The organism is Bacillota bacterium, from assembly GCA_009711825.1.
In the GTDB taxonomy this organism is placed as follows: Bacteria; Bacillota; Proteinivoracia; order UBA4975; family VEMY01; genus VEMY01.
On the sequence record VEMY01000021.1, the window covers coordinates 69,843 to 91,163 of the forward strand.

The following is a 21,321-nucleotide window of genomic DNA, read 5'->3' on the forward strand; positions in this document are numbered from 1 at the left end:
CTATCCTAAAATGTCGTCATCGTCGTCATCAGCAAAGTCGTCATTGAAATCATCTTCAGCCCGGCTCCGTCCACTAAGGGACTCACCATCAGCGAGTTTTTGAATGTTGTTTAAGCCACAAGCGATACCCCTGTTGCCAGCCGTATTATAAGGGTAGAAGTTTATGCTGACGCGCCCATAACAGCCAGAGTAAAATTCGCTCTGGTCCATGATGGGATTAAGGTCCGCATCAACCAGGCCAGGCTTTTGTAAAGAATTTGCGTTAATGAAGTACATGCCCTGAAATTCTTCCTGGTCAGATCTTTCTTCGTCACCATCACGAACAGGTAACTTAAGATTGGCGGGAACTTTGCCACCCCATATAGAGGAGCCTTGCTGCTTGGCTGACTCAATAGCGGCTTTGATTTTCTTCAGAGTAACCTTATCGGTTTTGGGTATCAGCAAGCACAATGAGTATTTTGGGTCTGCGCCTTCGGTGATTGCAACTGGTTTAAAGACGTGTGCGTAAGCGAATCTGATTTTTTCAGTAATCACCTTGGTGGCAGGAGCTTTTTTTGCAGTTGACATTATGGAATCCTCCTTAGTTTTAATTATCCCAACGGGACAAGGTTCATCTGGAAACAGATCATCTGGACACTGATAACCATAGTTAGGTGCGCCTTTACAGTTAGGGGGCATGTCCACTCACTAGACAATGACGCCACCTCTTAACCGAAGTCCGCTTTGGCGGCTTCTGCTGAATTAAGTTCCGGGCGCCCGTCTGATTCGGGGACCAGGGTAGGTTTGCCTGGCGGCTTAATAACCAAATCGCCCAGCTGTAGGCCAAACTCTTTTTTCCCCAACAGCTTTTCCATGGCAGTGATGCCCAGTAACTTCTTCTGGAAAATCTGGTCTTCGGTATAACCTTCTGCTGATAGTTTTGTGGCCACTGCCGCCTCATCAGCATATTTCCGGTTGCTTCGCCCTTCGACAAGTTTATAGCCAGGGAATTTCACTCCATGTTTCTCGGCTTGCTCCAGGGCGTAGGCTTGGATATCTGACGCCCACTTTTGTAGCTGTTCAGCCTGAGTTAGAATTTCTGCAATCTCTGGGACGTCCAACAATGGTGGCTTCCTAAATTCATGCTTAGCTAGTTCAAGGTTGGCCTTTACCCGGGCGCGGCATGTAGCCTTAGCTTTACAAAACCGGCAGTGATCACCCGCAACAAACTCGCCTTTGCCGCTAGCCGCCAACTTGGCCTTGGGGGCCACGTAATCAGTGGCCCAGGCCAATAGCTTGTCCACGGATAATTCCTCCGTGGAGATGTTATCCAGACGGGGCTGAATGATGGTCATGCGCACTGTCTGAATATCGTAAAGGATAGAGTAAGCGGCATAGGCACCCAAGCCATACAAGCGCATCTGGGAGTTGTTTTCGGCAGACACGGGAACCCCTTTTCCATACTTGAGGTCTATAATCTCGACCGTGTTGTCAGCAATAATTACGACGTCTCCCGTGCCAAAACCGTCAGGGACCCAGTTTGAATAATCAAGGCGTTGCTCTAATAGCGCGACAGTATCACAGCAGCGCACTTTGGCCGCCATGAAGATTTCGGACACTTGATCCACGTATTGCTGGATATAGTCCTGCATCTCCTGGGAGTAGAACTCGTGTTTTTGCAGGGCCAAAAGCTTGGTTTTATAGACGCTTGGTTTAGTGGTGTTGGCTACAGCCCGCGACAATAGCAACTCCGCCAGTTCGTGGGCAAATGTCCCTTCAGCTGCGTACTCACTCTGCGCATCAGGAAACTGTTCTTCCAGCTTGGCGCTGGGCGGGCAAGCCAGCCACCGGGCTGATCCGGATGCGCTTAACAGTGCATGTTTCATGCGATCTTCTCAGCCCGGGCTAAAACCTCCGCGTAGCGCTCAGCAGGTATCTCTGTAAGCTTGCTTGCGCCGAAGTCAGTGATGATCTGTTTAACCTCAGCTTGCTTACCGTTTTGAGATAGGTTAGCGAGTTTCGCTCGAACTTGCTCCAGGGATACAGTTTGCTTTGGTTCCTGCTCAACGGTCGATGATGTGGAAGTTGAAACCGGCGGCGCAGACACTGCTTGTCCTTCCAGTGCTTTTGCTAGTGCATATATGGCCTCAGAAAGCTGGGGGGCGAGAATCGTAATTTCTATTTGCATTCGGCATCCTCCTTAGGTGAGTGTTCAAGTTTTGCAATTTCTTCAAGTGCTGTACCAGACAAGAGTTTAGCTAAAGTTAAGCCATCTCTCAGGCCTTGTAAGTATGTTTCATCTAGCATTATCCCGTAAGCGAGGGCATTTGCATTTTCGAACTCTGCATACTCATTGAATCCTTCACGCTTAGCTAGGCGACACATTTTTACCTCTAAGTCAATTGCTTTATTCTTGGCTTTTGAGTATGCAGGTATCCGGAAAAGCTTGGCCGACAAATCGAAAGTCCTGTCATGTATGAATTGGCTTAAATCACGACCAAATGAGATTTCAATGTTTGATGTCGCTCGACTTGGCTTCATAGTTTTTCCTCCTCAATGTGGTCACCGTTAGCAAAAAAGCGACCGCAGTCGGGGGTAAGACAATTGTAGCCGGCGGTGTTATTTGGGGTTCCAAAATTGCCACACTTTGGGCACTGGTCAGGTCTTCGGCATTTATGCCACCACTGACATTTAGGGCCGGCGCATTTGTCGGGCCAGTCGAGTTCCTTTAGCCAGGCTACCGCTTCAGCAACTACGAGCAAAGGACAAAAAGTGTCCATTTACATCCTCCTCTTGGCAAAATCGTGGTAATGGGGTATAATCTGAGTGATTGTTTGGCCGCGCTATGCGGTTTTTTTTTTATTTAAAATATCTCGCCTACTGCAACTACAAATGATATTCCTGATTGTTCGCAACGTTTCACCTCCTGAGCGGCAAGCTCGCCAGTTATGATTACATCATGCTGGCTTTTTTGCTTATGCTGCTTTGCAAGTTTGCGAACGGTTTTACGGCTGTCTGAAAGAATACTAAACTGACACACGCAACATTCAGCATGCCATTTCATCGCCACATCCCCTTAACCATTCCCCAGTCCTTGAACGGCAGAGGCGCTAAGTTAGCCAAATCTCTTACTGCCTCATCTCTTCCGCACTGGTTGCAAATATAGACGTCGACATACCGACTTAACGCATTTTTGATAATGTCCCGGTTCATGCGGTCATGCCCGCAACGGGGACAGGGGAAGGGAATTACTTTAGAGTCTTCTTGAATAGGCCTTAGGTTTTCAATCAAGCTTTTTGCCTTATGTGCAAGCTTGTCCATGGTACACCTCCCTATAGGTAGTACGATACGGATTCGGATTCCAGAAACTCTTTGATCCGCTTAATGTCTTCGTGATTAAGTGATATAAATTCACCTTCAGCATCGCTTTTGCAAAATAGGATATCGCCTACAAACGCTCCGAAATGGCATACAAGGTTAGTTGGTTTATGATTGATTCTGCCTTCTTCATCGACAACCAGGACATACTGGCAATCATCGATTGTCACTGGCACGGCCTGGATATAGCCGCCAACCAGCTGCTGTAAAGAGGCCAATGTGTTATCAATTGTCAACTCCTGAGGCTGTTCAGCGGCCCGCAGTAACACTATCTTGATGCGCGCCTCACTAGGCATCTACATAACCCCCTTTCTTGATTTGCTGTTCTTTCTGCCACTCCTCAAATTTCCGTTGGTTCTCTGGGTCTTCAAAATACTTGGCGATAAGTTTTACCAGCGGTCTTGTCAAATGATCTAAATCATATTGAGGGATGGTTACCTTTTCAGTCATTGGTTACTCCTCCTTCCAGTTGTAGGAATTTTCTCCCCGCGTGTCGAAAAGGTGAGTTGTCCAGACAAACCAAATTCCCCACGAAGGGAGGTGAACTTAATGAGATGCCCATTTTGCGGAAGCAGTGTCTACTCCAAGTTAATCCCCCCGGAAGGCCACAGCGTAGTGCTGACGACGATCAACTACAAGGAAGAGAATTTAAGGCCTTCGTCTGCAATTAAAGTGAACGTTATGGTATGTGGAGACTGCAAAAAAGCGCAGCTAGAAGTGCCAAGCGCAAATCCAATATTCGCGTAACTTTACTATTGCTTATGTTTCTATGGCCGCTCTTGGGTCCGCTCTTCTAGGGCGGCCACTCTTTTTTCTAACTCGCTCATCCTTTTCTCTAGGGCTTCAACAGTTGGAATAGCAATAGTGTCGCATTCTACACGCATCCCTTTCATCTTCGACTTCACCCCCTCACGCGCTCTGCGGATCTTCATCGTCTTCCTCTTCAAAGAATCTGGTCCACTCAAAACCCAGCACTGCGGCTATTTTTTTTGCCACCTCAACGGAGGGGCGACGTTCGCCCTGTTCAATCCAGCTGTAAAAGTTTTGAGATATGCCGCACTGCTGGGCTATTAATTGTTGGGATGTATTCCCTCTAAGACGTATAAGCCAACGCCTTTGCATAAGTTTTCACCTCGCTTTGTATCCCGTAATGTGATGATAACACCTCAAAACGGGCTTGTCAATCACTTTATGAGATTATATGTGGTGAATTATTGACGTCTATCACTAGCTGTGATAGATTTCTTTCAAGGGGGTGCGTTCCATGTTAAGGATCAAGCAGTTAAGAGAGGAAAAAGGCATAAGCCAAAAAGCATTAGGGCAGATGTTTAACGTTGCACAAAATACCATAAGCAACTGGGAAAACGGGACTAGGGAGCCAGATACAGCAACATTGACGCGGCTTGCTAAGTTGTTTAATGTGAGTGTTGACTATCTACTGGGGAACACTCTTGTTCGGACCCCTGTTGAAACTATCGCCGCGCACCGGGATGGAGAAGGGGACTGGACCCCAGAAGAGCTTGAGGACATAGAAAGATTTAAGGAGTTCGTTCGGATGAAGCGCCAAAGTGAGCAAAATAACGAGTAAAAGCCATCTAAGACGGACAGGCCTTAGATGGCTTTTGTGCAAGTTGCAGAATCAATAATGACGATAGCTGTCACCAGGTCATGTTATTATGATAAAAACTACTTCTGAGAGGTTGCCAAATGCATGAAAAACTACTTGTTGAGGCTGAAAAAGAGCGAATCAAAGTTGTGGAATTCCCTTTTCAGAAAGTGAAGGGGTTGTACTGCGAAAAGGTTATAGGTCTTAGGCAGGGCATGACTACAGCCGAAACAGTCTGTGTTCTTGTGGAAGAGCTGGGACATTACCATACTTCAAGTGGCGATATACTTGACCAGAGCAATATCATAAACCGGAAGCAAGAACGGCGGGCCTGCGCATGGGGGTACGAGCGCCTGGTCCCTCTGGGTAAGCTCATAAATGCCTATGAGGCTGGAGTTCAATCCCGACATGATCTAGCTGAGTATTTGACCGTAACCGAGGAATTTTTGCTGGCTGTGTTGAAGTATTACCGGGAGAAACATGGCCTACAGCACCAGTTAGGCAATTACATAATTTATTTTGAACCGTTGATGATTTTCAAGGCTATCAATGATTGAAGGGGGTAAATCTTAATGCCGGATTATTTTGTGGGTCTTGCTCTTTCGAGTATGGTTGCTATTCTTATGGGGATAAAAAAAACCTGGAGACTAACCAATAGAGGCGGGGCAGCTAATACCTTATTATTAGTTCTAATTTGCATTATAGCTTTCATCTTTTTCGGCTTTTTTTATCAGGAAGATTCTTCGAATGGGGCGTTAGGGCTTTTGGGTTTTTTGACAATTCCGCTATACATTGCCGTCAGAGAAGTGACCAAAGCAAAAAAATCTACTAACACAAGTACAGTCGTGCCAACTGGAACAGAAGAAAGAATCGAAGCCCAAGAGGGCTTCGCAGCGCCGCTTACTGATGAAGAGCCGAATATAGAAAAACCCAATAACACAGAACCAAGCATAATGCAAAAGTTCTGTAGCGGCTGCGGTAGTCAGCTATTTGGAGCCTTTTGTTCAGAATGCGGCAGGGCTGCAAACTCAACTATGGTCACGGACACCCATGATTCAATCAATGGACATGGCGCAGATATTGAGGCAACTCTCTCAACACAGGACAATGTTTTTATTACTCCTGGAAAATCTATAGAGAAAAAAGGGTTCTGGGCGTCAGCAATGGAGCGAGCGGACGAGCTAAACCGCCAAAAGGCAGAAGAGAAGCGGCAGCTAAAAGAACGAATCGCCCAGATGGACAGGGAAGGTAAAGCCTACTGTCCTAAGTGCTACTCCGCCGACTTGACTGCGCACAAAAAGGGGTTTGGCGCGGGTAAGGCGGCGGTAGGGGCCGTTCTCTGGCTACCTCTCGCGGCAGCAGGAGGTATCGGCTCCGGTAAAGTTAAAGTCACCTGCCTAAAGTGTGGCCACCAGTTTAGACCAGGAAAGCGGAAATAATGAAAGCTGTAATTTATGCCCGGTATTCTCCTGGGCCACAACAGCGAGAAGAGTCTATTGAGGGTCAAATTCGCGAATGTACGGAGTTTGCACAAAAGCAGGAACTGACCATAGTTGGCCAGTACGTAGATAGGGCCGCAACAGGCCGGAACGATAACCGGATAGAGTTCCAGAAGATGCTGAAGGACAGCGAGAAAAGGCTATTTGATGCAGTCGTCGTCTGGAAGATTGACCGATTTGGTCGCAGCCGTGAAGAGATCGCTGCAAACAAAGTCCGGCTTCGCCGTAACGGGGTCAAAGTTTTATATGCCAAGGAGCATATTCCTGACGGCCCGGAAGGCATTATTCTTGAAAGTCTCCTGGAAGGGTTGGCCGAGTACTATTCTGCGAACCTATCCCAAAACATTAAGCGCGGCATGCAGGAAAATGCCCTCAAGGGTTTAGTCACAGGCGGCAATGTTGCTTTGGGCTATCGAATTAATAAGGATAAAAAGTTTGAGATTGACCCGTTCACAGCGCCGATAGTCAAAGAGATTTTTACACTTTATGACGCTGGGTATACAGCCGCAGAGATTAATAAACATTTGAACAATAAAGGCTACAAAACTTCCCGTGGAGTTCCGTTTAATAAAAACTCATTCGGCACAATACTAAAGAATAAAAAATACATTGGCGTCTATACCTTTGATGGGCAGGAAACCGGCGCTGCCGTGCCTGCAATCATTAGTGAGGATCTATTTTATCGGGTACAAGCTAAACTTATCAAAAACAAAAAAGCCCCGGGAAGGGGGAAGGCTAAGGTGGACTATTTACTATCAACAAAACTTTTTTGCGGCCACTGCGGCTCTGCAATGGTCGGAGAAAGTGGAGCTGGACGGGGCAAGGTATATCACTATTACAAATGCATCAAGCGGAAAAGAGAAAAGGCTTGTGGTAAAGTGCCAGTCGCTAAGGACTGGATAGAAGATTTGGTTATTCGCGAAACAATTAATACTGTGCTAACTGATGAAGTTATCACTCTAATTTCTGAAAACATTGAGGCAATCCAGAGAAAAGAGCAAAGGGATAATCCTGTTGCCTATCTTCAGGACAAACTAAAAGAGAATGAAAAGGCCGCTAAAAACCTATTAAAAGCCATTGAACAGGGTGTATTAACTCCTACTACAAAGAGCAGGATGAAAGAACTGGAGCACGAAAAGGCGGAGCTGTTAGCAACCATAACCCAGGAACAGACTGCTAGGGTCTTTGTAACTAAAGAACAGGCCCGATACTGGCTTGAGCAATTTAGGTCTGGGGAAATCAACGACCCTGAATACCGGCGCCGGCTGGTCGACACCTTTATAAATGCTGTGTTTCTCTATGATCCTCAAGACGATGATGGAAATAAAAAGATAATTATTACTTTTAACTACACCGGGGGAACGCAAACAGTTAATATTTCGGATTTGACCCCGCCGCCTCCACCAAATAATCTACCATCTATTGATAAAAAATAATTTATCAGCAGGTGGTTTTTATTTTGCCCAAAAGCCCAGCAATAAAGCCGTTCCTGCTATTTTAGAGGAGCGGCTTTTAATATTTACTGGGGTCTATTTCGGCGGTCATAAGAAGTAACTTTTGAATTTACCCAGGAATTTCACAGGGGTTATCGTTGAAAGTTAGCAGGGGTGTGCATATTCTGGGTCAATCGTTGAAAGATTGGATAATCGTTAGAAGATTACTAATTTTAGCGAACAGTATGCCGTTTTTCACCTAAAAAGTAATTATAATAACAACTAAAAATATAAGTAGAAATAAATTTAACATTAAAGTTGTAAAAATAATTACTTTGTGTTATAATAAATGCCATATTAAGGCAAAGGAGGAGTAACCCGTTGGTTGAGAAAAACGCTAAATCAAAGGTGCCAATGGAGCATCTCAACATTGCAGAGTTCAACCGTGGCCAATCCTCAAAGCTGATAAGAGGCCTGGTCGCAGATGACAAGACGGCATTCATTCAAAAAAACGGTAAGCCTATCGCAGTTGTAATGTCCAATGCTCGCTATGAACGATTGCTAAAGAAGGGAGTCGATATCAATGAATATTAACATATCCGAAAAATCCAACTTTATATGGAAAATAGCGGACTTGCTTCGCGGCGATTACAAGCAGAGTGAGTATGGCGATGTTATTCTGCCGTTTACCGTGCTTTGCCGTTTGGATAGCGTACTTGCTCCAACGAAAGATGCGGTTCTGGAGGTAAACAGAACCTGCAAATTTAAAAACAAGGCTCCGTTTTTAATGAAAGCAACAAAAACAGAGAGTGTGCCTGAAGGCTATAGGTTTTATAACGTAAGTGAATTCACATTTGCCAAACTGAAAAACGATGCTACTAACATCGCGGATAATCTCACCGATTACATAAAGGGTTTCTCGGAGAATGCCCGGACGATATTGGAGTCTTTTGATATATACTCGCAGATTGCGCGGCTCGACAGGGCAAACTTGCTGTACCTTGTAATTTGTAAGTTTGTGGACGATATAGACCTACACCCCGACCGCGTAAAAAATAATGAGATGGGTTATATTTTCGAGGAACTCATCCGCAAGTTTTCGGAAATGTCCAATGAAACCGCAGGTGAACACTTCACTCCGCGTGAGGTTATCCGCCTGATGGTATCTATGCTATTTAACCCAGATTTGGATAAAATTATTGACCCGGCGTTTATGGCGAAGCTTTACGACCCAGCAGCTGGAACGGGGGGGATGCTTTCGGCGGCAATAGAATATGCAGCAGAGCATTCCCCGTCAGCCATCATACGGGTTTACGGGCAAGAATTGAATGAGAAAACCTATGCCATATGTAAATCCGACACGATGATTAAAGGAGATGGCTACGAAAACATTCATCTCGGAAACAGTTTCACCGAGGATGCTTTGCCTAGGGAGCGGTTTCACTATATGCTTTGCAATCCGCCGTTCGGCGTAGAATGGAAAAAGTATGAGAAGTTCATCCGCGATGAATCCGAGGACAAGGGCTTCGCCGGGCGTTTCGGCGCAGGACTGCCCCGCGTGTCAGACGGTTCATTGTTATTTTTGCAACACATGATAAGCAAAATGATGGAATATGACCCCGAAGCCGATGGAGTCACCGGCTGCCGTCTTGGCATTGTCTTCAACGGCTCACCGCTCTTCACGGGCGATGCCGGAAGTGGTGAAAGCGAAATCCGCAAGTGGATTATTGAGAATGGCTGGCTCGAAACCATCATCGCACTCCCCGATCAGCTTTTCTATAACACGGGCATCTTAACCTATGTATGGATTGTGACGAATCGCAAAAAGGGCATACGAAAGGGCAAAATCCAGTTGATTGACGGCACGTCCTTTTTTGAGCGAATGAGGAAACCACTCGGCGAAAAGCGCAAGATGTTGAACGAAACCCACATCGCCGAACTCACTAAAATCTACGGCAATTTTGTGGATGGTGAGTATTGCAAAATATTTGATGAGGATGACTTCGCCTACTGGAAGGTCACAGTGGAACGCCCGCTCCGGCTGAATTTTCAAGCCTCGCCGGAGCGCATTGAGCGTATCCGTGAGCAAACGGCGTTTGCCAACCTCGCCAAGAGCCGTAAACGCAAGCCGGAGGAAAACGCTAAAGAAGTCGCTGAGGGTGTAAAGCAACAGGAAGCAATCCTCGCCGCCATCACCACGATTGACGGTTCCGTATTGTACAAGAACCGTGCCGAGTTCTCCAAGCTGCTCCAGAAGGCATTGAAAAAAGCGGGGCTTGATGTAAAAGCGCCTCTCATGAAAGCTATCCTTGCCGGACTGTCTGAAAAGGACGAAGCCGCCGACATTTGCACCGATGCCAAGGGGAATCCTGAACCTGATACAGATTTGCGCGATACCGAGCAAATACCATTCACAAGAAAAGTGCCGGAAAAAGAAGCCATCGACGATTACATCGAGCGGGAGGTCAAACCTTATGCGCCCGATGCATGGGTGGATTACTCCAAAACAAAAAAGGGCTATGAAATCCCGTTCACGCGCCACTTCTATAAATATGAAGAACTCGGCGATTCCGAAGAAACCTTGCTTGAAATCCAATCGCTGGGTGAGCGGATTCAGTCAGGGATTAATCGGTTGTTTGCGGAGGAGGTGTGAGGTGTGAGCGTAGAGCGATATGTAGATTACAAGAAAAGCGGAATATCATTAGTTCCTTATATACCTCTGGAATGGGAAGCAAAAACTCTCAAGTTCATAGCTGATTGTAATTCTCGTGTGTTATCTGAGAGAACCGATGAGGGGGCCGAAATTACATATATTGACATCAGTTCAGTGAATTACGGGCAAGGCGTTTGCAATACGCAGGAGTTTACATTTGCGAACGCTCCGAGCAGAGCGAGAAGGATTGTAAAGTCTGGTGATACAATTATCTCCACGGTAAGAACCTACCTGAAGGCAATCGCCTATATCTCGGATGAATACGACAGCTATATCTGCTCTACAGGTTTCGCAGTTTTTACTCCAAAGAAGGGCGTGAATAGCCGGTTTCTCTTTTATGCTTTAAATGCAGATTGGTTTGTATCTGATGTTGAGCGTCATTCTGTGGGGATTAGTTACCCAGCTATAACAAGCACGGCGTTGTCTTCGCTGAAAACAATTATCCCGCCTTATAATGAGCAGGAGAAAATTGTTGCCTATCTCGACCGCCGAACCGCCGAAATTGACGGCTTACTCGCCGACCTGCACGCCCAAGCGAAGATGCTCGAACGGTATAAACGGGAACTCATTGCCGATGTGGTTACAAGTGGTTTGGATAAAGCCGCACTACGAAAAGATAGCGGCGCAGATTGGATTGGTAAAGTGCCGTCACATTGGGAAATGACCACGCTGCGAGCCTTCCTAAAAGCCGTGAGCGTTAAGAATAGTGTCGATTTACCACTGCTCTCAGTTGAGCGTGAGAAAGGCGTTGTTGACCGTGAAACGGAAGGCTCGGAGAATAATCACAACCGCATTCCCGATGACTTAAGTAATTATAAGGTTGTTCGCGCAGGGGATTTTGTTATGAACAAGATGAAGGCTTGGCGGGGATCCTATGGAGTTTCAAGATATGACGGAATCGTAAGCCCGGCGTACTTTGTGTTTGCCTTGAATTTCCCGAACCCAGCCTTCTTTAATTACGCAATACGAAGTACGAAGTATATTGGTTTTTTTGGACGGGATTCATACGGTATCCGTACCGACCAGTGGGATTTCAAAATCGAGCGGATTAAGGACATACCCTTTGCAGTACCGCCAGTTGAAGAACAACAAGCAATAGTCGAGTATCTTGACGACAAAATCCCATTGATTGAAGGCTTAATCGCAGACATCAACGAGCAGATAGAAAAGCTGAAGCAATACCGCCAAATCGTCATCCACGATGCGGTCACGGGTAAAATTAAGGTAACGGAGGGATAGGAAATGACTATAGATACAAAAGAGCGAACCTTTGAACAGGAAATTGAATACTGGCTGACGAACGGTGCGAAAAAAACCGACCGATACGTCAAGGGCAGTCCCTCCGAGTTTAGCCGTGAATTGGCGATGGATACAGGGGCGGTTATCGCTTTTGTGAAAGATTCACAGCCTAAAGCATGGGTGGACTTGGAAAAACGTCACGGCGCGGATGTGGAGCGGGAGTTTTTGAAGCGCTTGTGCGCCGAACTTGACAAGCGTGGGATGATTGATGCGCTTCGCCACGGAATCGTTGATCTTGGTGTGCCCATTCGGCTCGCCTATTTCAAGCCAGGAAGTGGTATGAACAAGAGCCTTTCGGATTTGTACGATAAAAACGTCCTCCAAATAACACGTCAGGTCAAATACAGTACCGCCAACGAAAACTCTATCGATACGGTCATCTTTCTGAACGGACTTCCGATTATTACCATTGAACTCAAGAACCCGCTCACGGGGCAGACATACAAAAACGCCATAGACCAGTATAAAAATGACCGCAACCCGCGTGAATTATTGCTCGCTTTCAAAAAGCGGGCTATCGTGCATTTCGCTGTGGATACCGAGGAAGTCTGGATGACAACGTGGCTTAAGAAGCTGGATACAGTTTTTCTCCCGTTCAACAAAGGCTACGACAAGGGAGCGGGCAACCCGCCTGTGAAGGGCGATTACCGCACCTCATACCTTTGGAAGGAAGTCATGCGGAAGGACAGCTTGCTCGACATCCTCCATCGCTTTGTCCAGCTAACAAAAGACGAGAAAACAGGTAAAGAGAAGCTGATATTCCCGCGCTATCACCAGTTGGACGCAGTGCGCGAAATCGTGGATGACGTTTTCAAAAACGGGTCAGGCAAGAACTACCTTATACAACATTCAGCAGGTTCAGGCAAATCAAATTCTATAGCATGGCTCGCCCATCATCTGGCAAACCTGCACGATGCCAACAACGAAGTGGTGTTCCACAGCATTATTGTAATTACCGACCGCCGTGTTCTCGACAAACAGCTGCAGCGCGACATCTACAATATGGAGCACAAGCCTGGCGTAGTTGTACGCGTCGATAAAAACTCAAAACAACTGACTACCGCTCTTGAAAAGGGAGAGAAAATCATTATCTGCACTTTGCAAAAATTCCCGTTTGTGGATGTGAAAAATGTGGCGACCGCTGGAAAACGGTTTGCAATTATTGTTGACGAAGCACACTCTTCCCAAACAGGCAAGGCGAGTGAACGGCTTAAGGAGGTTCTCGCTGACATTTCCGCACAGGGCGAGGACGCCATCGAAAAAAAGCTACACGAGTATGCCGTTGAGGAAGCGAAGGCTGAAGCCGAGGAAATGGATCCCGATGAGGAAATCGCGGCTGAAATGGCGGCGCATGGTCAGCAGGATAATCTTTCGTTTTTTGCGTTCACCGCTACACCGAAACAAAAAACGCTTGAGATATTTGGAACAAAGACTGCCGCTGGAAAACCCGAACCGTTCCATCTTTATAGCATGAGACAGGCTATCGAGGAGGGATTCATTTTTAACGTCCTCGAAAACTATACGACATACGAGACCTACTTCCAAATCGGTAAGAAGATTGCCGACGACCCTGTCTATGGGAAAAGTCAGGCAAACAAGGCTCTTGGCAAGTATATGAGCTTGCACCCGCATAACCTCGCCCAAAAGACCGAGGTCATTGTGGAACATTTCCGCAGTCAAGTTCAGCACCGTATCGGCGGCAAAGCGAAAGCGATGCTCGTTACAGGTTCGCGACTCCATGCCGTTCGTTACTTTTTTGAGTTCCAAAAGTACATCAAAAAAATGGGCTACACGGACTTGGGTGTCTTGGTGGCATTTTCCGGCATGGTTAAAGACAATGTGACCGGAGAGTTTAAGGAATACACAGAAGCAAATCTGAACAAGTTTCCTGACACGGAAACGGTAGATAAATTCGCAACCGGGGAATATCAGCTTCTGCTCGTCGCCGAGAAATACCAGACCGGATTTGACCAGCCGCTTCTGCACACAATGTATGTCGATAAGAAGCTGTCCGGTGTTAAGGCGGTTCAGACGCTCTCCCGGGTCAATCGAACCTGCCCCGGTAAAACGGAGACCTTTATATTGGACTTCGTCAACTCCCCGGAGGATATTGAGAAAGCGTTCCAGGATTACTATCAGGGAACCAGTGTAGCCGAGACAACCGACCCGAACACCATCTACGACATTAAAAATGTACTGGACAGCTTCATGCTATATACGGACAACGAGATTGATGCCTTTGCCAAGGTGTTCTTTAAGGAATCAAAGACGCAGGGCAACATCGACTTGGCAAAGCTGAACTCTTTCATTGACCCTGCCGTCGACCGTTACGAGGCATTGACCGAAGAACAGGATAAAATGGACTTTAAAGGTGCGCTCTCTAAATTCATTCGCCTGTATTCATTCCTCACGCATATAATCAGCCTTGGCGATGCGAACCTCCATAAATTCTACGCTTACGCCAAATGCCTGATTCGCAAGCTGCCAAAAGATGGAGGAACACGCACACCGAGCCTTGATAACGATGTGACACTTCAGTATTACCGTCTTCAGAGAGTATACGAGGGAACTATCAGTTTAGTAAAAGAGGACGGCGTGTTGTATGGCAAAACTTCCGGTACGGGACTTCCTCTTGAAGATGAGCAAGAAAATCTCTCAGTGATTTTATCAAAACTCAATGAACGGCTCGGCACAAATTTCACTAACGAGGATAAGGTTCTTGAGCAGATAGTGGAGGATATGGCTACCATCGACGAATTAGTGCTACGTGCCAAGAATCCGCTTGACCTGTTCAAAATCATCTACGACAACACTATTATGGATGTCGTTCTCAGCCGCATGACTAAGAACCAAGAATTCTGCGAGAAATATCTTGAGGACGAGGAATTTCGTATAGAAATCGACAAAATACTTCTTCCCCTGGTACACGCTCGACTATCAAAAATATAAAGTAATCAGGCAAGAATGCGGCGGTAACCCAACCGTCGCTATTTTTTTGAAAATAATGTATCAATATTATAACAGGGCATTGACATGCAAATTTAATCTTAGTATAATGTAACTATGTTAGCGAACATATACACAAAAATGAAAGGAGAGCCTATAATGAACGAAAACGAAACAGCTTTCGGTAAATTCATAGAAGAAAGACGCAAGGCTCTGGGATTAACACTTAGGGGATTTGCAGCTGAACTGGATATTGCACCCGCTTATATGAGCGATATTGAAAAAGGGCGTCGATATCCCCCTGACAAGAAACTGGATGAAATCGCCCAAATCCTGAAACTGCAGGAGGAGGAAAAAGCCCATATGCTGGATTTGGCAGCACTGACCAAAACAAAGACTGTGTCCTCCGACCTTCCTGAATACATTATGGAGAAGGACTTAGCACGAGTTGCCCTCCGTAGGGCGAAATCGGGAAACCTTTCGGACGAGGGGTGGCGGGAGGTCATCGAGCTTATTAACAAAAAAATTGGCGAGTGACCGCCGACGACAATTCCATGATTGGAGGGAACAGCTTGTATCACAACTACTCCCCAGAACGGCTTGAGAAAAAAGCTGAGGAGATTCTCAAAATATATAAACAGGGGGAACTTCTTGTTACACCGCAGGCGATGGATGTAGACCACTTTGCGGAATTTCACTTGGATGCAAAGATTGACTTCGCCAACCTATCTCAGGACAAAAAGACCTTAGGATGTACATGCTTCAACGATGGAGTATTGATGGTCTGGAATGACGACCGAACAAAACAATACCCGCTTGAGGTTGAAAAGGGTTATATATTTGTCGATAAAGAGATTCTTTGCAGTGAAGTTGAGGGGAGAGTCCGCTTTACTATCATCCACGAGTGCGCCCACCTTATTCTTCATCGCCGTTTTTACTACCAAAAGCCAGGGAATGTAATACCGAAAATTCAATGTGCCGTTTATCAAATTGAAGATGGTGCACGGAGATTGCCTATGACAGATGAGGAAGTTCGTGAGTGGCAGGCGAATCGGTTGGCTGCTGCATTAATTATGCCTGCCAAGACAGTGAGGATGATGATGGCTGAACGTTTGGGAATAGCGGTTGACGCTCTCTCCCCTGTGTACTTATCTGATTCATGCATCAGGGAAATGGCCGACATATATAATGTGTCCAAGTCTGCTATGTCGATACGGCTTGAAGATTTGAACTTGTTACTCCATTAAATTCGGAGAATTCTAAACTTAAGGATTCTCCATATATTTTACCCCAGTGTTCGCAAGTTCGCTAACATAGACACAATAAAAACGGAGGTATTTCTATGCAAACAAATACGGTAAAGCGAATGAAGCCCTTCGGACACAAGTATCAAAAAAAGCGATTACCCTGTCCAGCTTGTGGTTTCGGTCGGCTGATTGATGCTGAGCAGAATACACATTCAGAGTTACACGTGATGGAAAAGAATGACCCCTGGAAAGCGGACTACTACACTAAATGCTACCACTGTAAAGCAGAAGTCGGATTGAGAAAAATTGAATAACCACTGAGTACCTTGTACTGAGCACGGCGCAAATGCCGCTATAAGCGGCAGAGATTAAATATGACGGACGAGCCTGACAAGTAGCTGTAAAGCTATGCGTTTAGGCTCGTTCTTTGCTTTGTAGTTGCTTGTTCAGGCTCCGAAAGGAGCCAAACAATGAAAATCAATTACAAAGATGCAGACGGTAAAATCATTGAGTTAGAGGTATCCGAGGAAGTCGGAACCTTCTATTTAGAATCCGTGGCAGCAGAGAAGAGCAACGACCGGCGCAATAGTCGCCCTGACCGCCACACCCAATTAAGCACCTTCACCTACGAGGATGTGCGCTTCTTTTCTGACGGTACAGACTTACTTGCTGACCTTATGAGTTCTGAAGCAGTCAGCCATGCCATGTCGCAGCTTACAGAACGTCAGCAGTACCTTATTCAAAAGTGCTGTATTGAGGGCTGGTCATACACAGACCTAGCCAAACTCGAAGGGAAAGATGAATCAGCTATTCGCCATGCCGTTAACCGCGCAAAGGACAAGCTGAAAAAAATCCTGTCATAGACCGTCCGATTTACCATCGCCACATGGTATATGGCGAAGGCAAACAAAATCAGCCTTCGGAAAGGCAAGGTGATTCCAAGTGAAACACATACTCAAAATCAGTGTTTCAAAGGAACCGCAGGACGGCGGGATAGTCGGCTGCCGCCATGTCACCGTGCGGGAAAGGCTGCTGCGCCTCCTGTTAGGTGACAAGCGAAGGCTGACGGTCATCGTTCCGGGGGACAGCGTAAAGGCACTGTCCATTGTTGAGGAGGGAGGTGAAAACCGTGAGCAAAACCAAGCTGTTACTTAATGTGGTGGGCGATTTGCGTTCCCTTGCGGACAGCCTGCAGGCGGTCGCGGAAGCGATGGCGGGCAATGAACCTGCCGAAGCCGCCCAGGGCGAAAAACTCGCCACAGCAAAGGAAGCAAAGCCTGCGGCAAAGGCGGTTACGCTGGAACAGGTGCGGGCTGTGCTGGCCGACAAGAGCCAGCAAGGTTTTACAGCTGATGTGCGGGCTCTGCTGGAAAAGTACGGCGCTCCCAAACTCAGCCAGATAGACCCGGCGAATTATGCTGCACTACTGGCAGATGCGGAGGGGTTGAAATGAGTGAAGAAAAACAACATGCACTGCTCTCCGCTTCCGCTGCCTATCGCTGGATGAATTGCACACCCTCGGCACGACTGGAGCAGACATTTCAGGATAACAGCGGCGAGGCGGCTGCAGAAGGTACGGCTGCTCACGCACTGGCTGAACATAAGCTGCGCAGTGCGCTGAAGATGCGGTCGAAAAAACCCATCTTACAGTACGACTCCAAAGAGATGGACTCATACACGGATGGCTATGTGGAGTTTGTACTAGAGCAGATTGCTCTGGCAAAGAAAACATGTGTTGACCCACAAGTCCTTATTGAACAGCGGCTAAACTTCTCCAAATACGTGCCAGACGGCTTTGGCACTGGTGACTGCGTAATTATAGCAGACGGGGTACTCCACATCATTGACTTTAAGTATGGTCAGGGTGTCCTTGTCAGTGCGGAGGATAATCCGCAAATGAAGCTGTATGCCCTTGGTGCTCTGGAGCTTTTCGATGGCATCTATGACATCAGCACAGTGTCCATGACCATCTACCAGCCACGCCGTGAAAACGTCAGCACCTATACGGTTTTCAAGGAATCGCTGTACCAGTGGGCAGAGGAAATCTTAAAGCCCACAGCGGCAATCGCCTTCAAAGGCGACGGTGATTATGTCCCAGGCGAGCACTGCCAGTTCTGCCGTGCGGCGGTGAAGTGCCGTGCACGGGCAGAGGAAAAGCTCAAGCTAGCCCGGTTCGAATTCACACTGCCCCCACTGCTTACGGACACCGACATTGAAGAAATCCTCACCAAACTGGACGACCTGACATCCTGGGCTAACGACATTAAAGCATACGCTCTGGAAGCGGCGGTCAGCCACGGTAAGGAGTGGCGCGGCTTCAAGTTGGTTGAAGGGCGTTCCATTAGGAAGTATTTAAACGAAGAAGCCGTCGCAGAAGCGGCTAAGGCAGCCGGGTATCGTGATATCTATGAGACTAAGCTTATCGGCATTACTGCGATGGAAAAACTGCTCGGTAAGGCAAAATTTCAAGAAATTCTCGGCGGTCTTATTGAAAAACCGCCTGGTAAGCCGACGCTGGTTCCGCTTTCGGACAAGCGTCAGGCAATCAATACATCTGCAAAGCATGATTTTAAGGAGGAAATGTAACCATGTCAAACACAGCAAACAGAGTAAATACCGGGGCAAAATTAAGCCCCACCAAGGTTATCACAGGCATTGTTCGTCTGAGCTATGCCAACGTCCACGAGCCGAAGTCTATCAATGGCGGGACACCCAAGTACAGCGTGTCTCTTATCATTCCCAAAAGTGACACCAAGACCATCGCAGCCATCAATGCCGCAGTGGATGCAGCTATCGAAGAAGGGCGCGGTAAGTTCGGCGGCAAAATTCCAAACAAGGCCGCTTTGAAACTCCCGCTCCGCGATGGTGACATTGATCGTCCGGACGACGAAGCCTATGCAAACAGCTACTTCGTAAACGCCAACAGCAACTCCGCACCGGAGATTGTGGACAAGGCGCTTAACCCCATCATGAGCCGCTCGGAGGTTTACTCCGGTGTGTATGCAAGGGTCAGTGTGAACTTCTACGCTTTTAATTCCAACGGTAATCGTGGCATCGCCTGCGGACTGGGGAATATCCAAAAAATCCGCGATGGAGAGCCGCTTGGCGGCAAGACCAGTGCAGCTGACGATTTCACCTCGGATTATGACGGCGAAGATTTTCTGGAATAACAGCAAAAACAACCATGGATGGGGCGGCGGGGCAACTTGCCGCCCTTTTCCGCTATGGAGGGCGTATGAGAAATATTAGCATCGATGTTGAAACGTATAGCGATCGTGATCTATCCAAGTGCGGTGTCTATAAGTATGCTGAGTCACCTGATTTTGAAATTCTGCTGTTCGGTTACGCCGTTGACGGAGGAAAGGTACATGTCATTGATTTGGCAAACGGCGAAACATTGCCGGAGGAAATCAAGGAAGCTTTGATAGATAAAAATGTCACGAAATGGGCCTTCAACGCTCAGTTTGAGCGGATTTGCTTATCGCGTTATTTGGAAATATGGCTGGGAGCGGAATCATGGCGATGCACGATGATCTGGGCAGCGTACATGGGACTTCCCCTATCTCTGGAAGGCGCAGGTGCGGTGCTCGGATTGGAAAAGCAGAAACTGAAGGAAGGAAAAGACCTCATCCGATATTTCTCCGTGTCCTGCAAACCTACCAAGGCTAACGGCGGACGCACACGGAATCTCCCCACCGACGCGCCGGACAAATGGGAGCAGTTCAAAGCATATAACGCCCGTGATGTGGAGACCGAAATAGCGATTCAGGTGCGACTTCAAAAGTTCCCCGTGCCGGAGGACGAATGGCAGAACTATATTCTTGATCAGCATATCAATGACAGGGGCATCCGGCTAGACATGGGTCTGGTTACAAAAGCAATCCGATGTGAAGAGCGGGCAAAGGCTGAACTTACCCGATTAATGAAGGAAATGACCGCACTAGACAACCCCAACTCGGTCGCGCAGATGAAGGCGTGGCTGGCCGATAACGGTCTGGAGACAGACACCCTTGGTAAGGCGGCGGTTAAGGAACTGCTGAAAACAGCACCGGAGAATCTGGCAGAGGTGTTGACACTCAGGCAATCCTTGGCCAAGAGTAGCGTGAAGAAATATACGGCGATGGAGAGTGTCGTCTGCTCAGACAGCAGGGCCAGAGGGCTCTTGCAGTTTTATGGTGCAAACCGAACCGGGCGCTGGGCGGGTAGGTTGATTCAGGTGCAGAACCTGCCCCAGAACCATCTGCCGGATTTGGCACAGGCTCGAAGCCTTGTGAAAAGCGGCAACTTCGAAATGCTGGAAGCCCTCTATGATTCCGTTCCCGGTGTCCTGTCCGAACTCATCCGTACAGCCTTTGTTCCGAAACCGGGCTGTAATTTCATTGTAGCCGATTTCAGTGCGATTGAAGCTCGTGTCATAGCATGGCTTGCTGGGGAAGTGTGGCGCAATGAGGTGTTTGCTACTCACGGTAAGATCTATGAAGCGTCGGCAAGTCAGATGTTCCAAGTGCCCATTGAGGAAATCACCAAGGGCAGCCCGCTCCGGCAAAAGGGTAAGATTGCGGAGCTCGCCCTTGGCTACGGTGGCTCGGTAGGCGCATTAAAAACCATGGGTGCATTGGATATGGGTGTCACGGAAGCAGAACTACAACCGTTGGTGAATGCTTGGAGAACTGCCAATCCCAACATTGTACGGCTATGGTGGGACGTGGACAAGGCGGCCATGACCGCAGTTCGGGAACGGACAACAATAGACACCCACGGTATCCGTTTTGAGTGCAAAAGCGGAATGCTGTTTATAACCCTGCCTTCCGGCAGGCGGCTTGCCTATGTGAAGCCTAATATCGGTCAGAACCGCTTTGGAGGTGACGCTGTTACCTACGAAGGGGTGGGTGCGACGAAAAAATGGGAGCGCATCGAATCCTATGGTCCCAAGTTTGTGGAAAACATCGTGCAGGCAATTTCCCGTGACATCCTCTGCTATGCCATGCGGAGACTGGATAATATGGGACTCTCCATTGTTATGAGCGTTCACGATGAGGTAGTCATTGAAGCATCACCAGATGTGTCGCTTGAGTCTGTTTGTAGCTGTATGGCAGAAACCCCTCCCTGGGCAAAAGGACTTTTGCTTCGTGCCGATGGGTTCTTGTGCCCATTTTATAAAAAAGATTAAAAGAAATTTTTCTATACCGTCCGAATCCGTCCTTTCCTGTGGCTTATACCG

25 protein-coding genes are annotated in these 21,321 nt (G+C 47.4%); 16 read left to right on the forward strand and 9 right to left on the reverse strand.

The annotated features are described in order from the left end of the window. From FH749_07950 to FH749_07990, 9 genes are all read right to left on the reverse strand, one after another. A complete protein-coding gene (locus FH749_07950) occupies positions 1-567 on the reverse strand; it encodes a DUF2815 family protein (protein ID MTI95408.1) in 567 nt (188 codons plus the stop codon). Between the two features lie 140 nt (positions 568-707). Further along, positions 708-1,865 (reverse strand): DUF2800 domain-containing protein, encoded by a 1,158-nt coding sequence (locus FH749_07955; GenBank protein MTI95409.1) that lies wholly within the window; start codon positions 1,863-1,865, stop codon positions 708-710. Continuing rightward, on the reverse strand, positions 1,862-2,167 hold the full coding sequence (locus FH749_07960; protein MTI95410.1) for a hypothetical protein: 306 nt from the start codon (positions 2,165-2,167) through the stop codon (positions 1,862-1,864). Before FH749_07960 ends, FH749_07955 begins: the two co-directional genes overlap by 4 nt. Further along, the gene (locus FH749_07965; protein MTI95411.1) at positions 2,158-2,520 is read right to left on the reverse strand and encodes a hypothetical protein; all 363 of its coding nucleotides are present in this window, start codon (positions 2,518-2,520) and stop codon (positions 2,158-2,160) included. The genes FH749_07960 and FH749_07965 overlap by 10 nt, the downstream gene beginning before the upstream one ends. Then, positions 2,517-2,759 carry a hypothetical protein gene (locus tag FH749_07970; GenBank protein MTI95412.1) on the reverse strand — a complete coding sequence of 81 codons (243 nt, stop codon included), beginning with the start codon at positions 2,757-2,759 and terminating at the stop codon, positions 2,517-2,519. The genes FH749_07965 and FH749_07970 overlap by 4 nt, the downstream gene beginning before the upstream one ends. Before the next feature lie 83 nt (positions 2,760-2,842). Continuing rightward, entirely contained in the window at positions 2,843-3,043 is a 201-nt protein-coding gene (locus FH749_07975) for a hypothetical protein (GenBank protein MTI95413.1), read from the reverse strand. Continuing rightward, complete coding sequence (locus FH749_07980) at positions 3,040-3,300, reverse strand: hypothetical protein (GenBank protein MTI95414.1); 261 nt, start codon at positions 3,298-3,300, stop codon at positions 3,040-3,042. Before FH749_07980 ends, FH749_07975 begins: the two co-directional genes overlap by 4 nt. A gap of 11 nt (positions 3,301-3,311) precedes the next feature. Next, the gene (locus tag FH749_07985; protein MTI95415.1) at positions 3,312-3,653 is read right to left on the reverse strand and encodes a DUF3846 domain-containing protein; all 342 of its coding nucleotides are present in this window, start codon (positions 3,651-3,653) and stop codon (positions 3,312-3,314) included. A gap of 613 nt (positions 3,654-4,266) precedes the next feature. Then, positions 4,267-4,479 (reverse strand): helix-turn-helix transcriptional regulator, encoded by a 213-nt coding sequence (locus tag FH749_07990; protein ID MTI95416.1) that lies wholly within the window; start codon positions 4,477-4,479, stop codon positions 4,267-4,269. Positions 4,480-4,612: 133 nt separating this feature from the next. On the opposite strand from FH749_07990, the gene FH749_07995 reads away from it, so the two are divergent. The 16 genes from FH749_07995 (at position 4,613) to FH749_08070 (ending at position 21,270) form a co-directional block, all read left to right on the forward strand. After that, positions 4,613-4,945, forward strand: coding sequence for a helix-turn-helix transcriptional regulator (locus FH749_07995; protein ID MTI95417.1), 333 nt, complete (start codon positions 4,613-4,615; stop codon positions 4,943-4,945). A gap of 119 nt (positions 4,946-5,064) precedes the next feature. Then, the gene (locus tag FH749_08000; protein MTI95418.1) at positions 5,065-5,520 is read left to right on the forward strand and encodes an ImmA/IrrE family metallo-endopeptidase; all 456 of its coding nucleotides are present in this window, start codon (positions 5,065-5,067) and stop codon (positions 5,518-5,520) included. Between the two features lie 15 nt (positions 5,521-5,535). Beyond that, on the forward strand, positions 5,536-6,402 hold the full coding sequence (locus FH749_08005; GenBank protein ID MTI95419.1) for a hypothetical protein: 867 nt from the start codon (positions 5,536-5,538) through the stop codon (positions 6,400-6,402). Beyond that, the gene (locus FH749_08010; protein MTI95420.1) at positions 6,402-7,898 is read left to right on the forward strand and encodes a recombinase family protein; all 1,497 of its coding nucleotides are present in this window, start codon (positions 6,402-6,404) and stop codon (positions 7,896-7,898) included. Before FH749_08005 ends, FH749_08010 begins: the two co-directional genes overlap by 1 nt. A 411-nt stretch (positions 7,899-8,309) precedes the next feature. Then, positions 8,310-8,489, forward strand: a complete 180-nt coding sequence (locus FH749_08015) for a type II toxin-antitoxin system Phd/YefM family antitoxin (protein ID MTI95421.1) — start codon at positions 8,310-8,312, stop codon at positions 8,487-8,489. Next, positions 8,479-10,548 carry an SAM-dependent DNA methyltransferase gene (locus FH749_08020; protein MTI95422.1) on the forward strand — a complete coding sequence of 690 codons (2,070 nt, stop codon included), beginning with the start codon at positions 8,479-8,481 and terminating at the stop codon, positions 10,546-10,548. Before FH749_08015 ends, FH749_08020 begins: the two co-directional genes overlap by 11 nt. A 3-nt stretch (positions 10,549-10,551) precedes the next feature. Next, positions 10,552-11,847, forward strand: a complete 1,296-nt coding sequence (locus FH749_08025; protein ID MTI95423.1) for a hypothetical protein — start codon at positions 10,552-10,554, stop codon at positions 11,845-11,847. A gap of 3 nt (positions 11,848-11,850) precedes the next feature. Further along, entirely contained in the window at positions 11,851-14,856 is a 3,006-nt protein-coding gene (locus FH749_08030) for a type I restriction endonuclease subunit R (protein ID MTI95424.1), read from the forward strand. Positions 14,857-15,012: 156 nt separating this feature from the next. Then, positions 15,013-15,390, forward strand: a complete 378-nt coding sequence (locus FH749_08035) for a helix-turn-helix transcriptional regulator (GenBank protein ID MTI95425.1) — start codon at positions 15,013-15,015, stop codon at positions 15,388-15,390. Further along, positions 15,387-16,100 (forward strand): ImmA/IrrE family metallo-endopeptidase, encoded by a 714-nt coding sequence (locus FH749_08040; protein ID MTI95426.1) that lies wholly within the window; start codon positions 15,387-15,389, stop codon positions 16,098-16,100. The genes FH749_08035 and FH749_08040 overlap by 4 nt, the downstream gene beginning before the upstream one ends. 470 nt (positions 16,101-16,570) lie before the next feature. Next, complete coding sequence (locus FH749_08045) at positions 16,571-16,963, forward strand: hypothetical protein (GenBank protein MTI95427.1); 393 nt, start codon at positions 16,571-16,573, stop codon at positions 16,961-16,963. 79 nt (positions 16,964-17,042) lie between these two features. Beyond that, the gene (locus tag FH749_08050; GenBank protein ID MTI95428.1) at positions 17,043-17,255 is read left to right on the forward strand and encodes a hypothetical protein; all 213 of its coding nucleotides are present in this window, start codon (positions 17,043-17,045) and stop codon (positions 17,253-17,255) included. After that, complete coding sequence (locus tag FH749_08055) at positions 17,230-17,553, forward strand: rRNA biogenesis protein rrp5 (protein ID MTI95429.1); 324 nt, start codon at positions 17,230-17,232, stop codon at positions 17,551-17,553. Before FH749_08050 ends, FH749_08055 begins: the two co-directional genes overlap by 26 nt. Next, positions 17,550-18,686, forward strand: a complete 1,137-nt coding sequence (locus tag FH749_08060) for a DUF2800 domain-containing protein (protein ID MTI95430.1) — start codon at positions 17,550-17,552, stop codon at positions 18,684-18,686. Before FH749_08055 ends, FH749_08060 begins: the two co-directional genes overlap by 4 nt. Positions 18,687-18,688: 2 nt before the next feature. Beyond that, the gene (locus FH749_08065; GenBank protein MTI95431.1) at positions 18,689-19,270 is read left to right on the forward strand and encodes a DUF2815 family protein; all 582 of its coding nucleotides are present in this window, start codon (positions 18,689-18,691) and stop codon (positions 19,268-19,270) included. A 65-nt stretch (positions 19,271-19,335) separates the two neighbouring features. Next, positions 19,336-21,270, forward strand: coding sequence for a hypothetical protein (locus tag FH749_08070; GenBank protein ID MTI95432.1), 1,935 nt, complete (start codon positions 19,336-19,338; stop codon positions 21,268-21,270). The last annotated feature ends 51 nt before the right edge of the window (positions 21,271-21,321 follow it).